The sequence below is a fragment of the Pseudomonas sp. 32_A genome, from assembly GCF_017490905.1.
GTDB classification, from domain to species: domain Bacteria; phylum Pseudomonadota; class Gammaproteobacteria; order Pseudomonadales; family Pseudomonadaceae; genus Aquipseudomonas; species Aquipseudomonas inefficax.
In genome coordinates this window covers 1-246 of the sequence record NZ_JAFGYI010000468.1, presented here as the reverse complement: position 1 = coordinate 246, position 246 = coordinate 1, and the positions used below count along the sequence as shown (strand labels likewise).

1 protein-coding gene is annotated in these 246 nt (G+C 64.6%); it reads right to left on the bottom strand.

Annotation, left to right across the window (positions count from 1 at the left end):
* A partial coding sequence (locus tag J5M58_RS27470) for an amino acid permease (protein WP_207880653.1) occupies positions 1-246 on the bottom strand: 246 nt, incomplete at both ends.

Genomic DNA, 246 nt, shown 5'->3' with positions numbered 1-246 from the left:
ACATGGTTGGCGTTTTCCTTGGCCAGAAAGCGCGGCATGGTCTTGTCCCGCGCCGTGGCGAAGAGGATCTCGGCGCACAGCAACGCCCAGGACAGCAGCGCGCCAAGCAGCGAAACCGCCAGGCCGACGCTGATCAGCACCGCACCCCAGTGGCCGACCACATGCTCCAGCACGGCAGCCATCGACGGGTTCTGCAGCTTGGCCAGTTCCGGTTGGGTCATGATGCCCAGCGACAGTACGTTGACC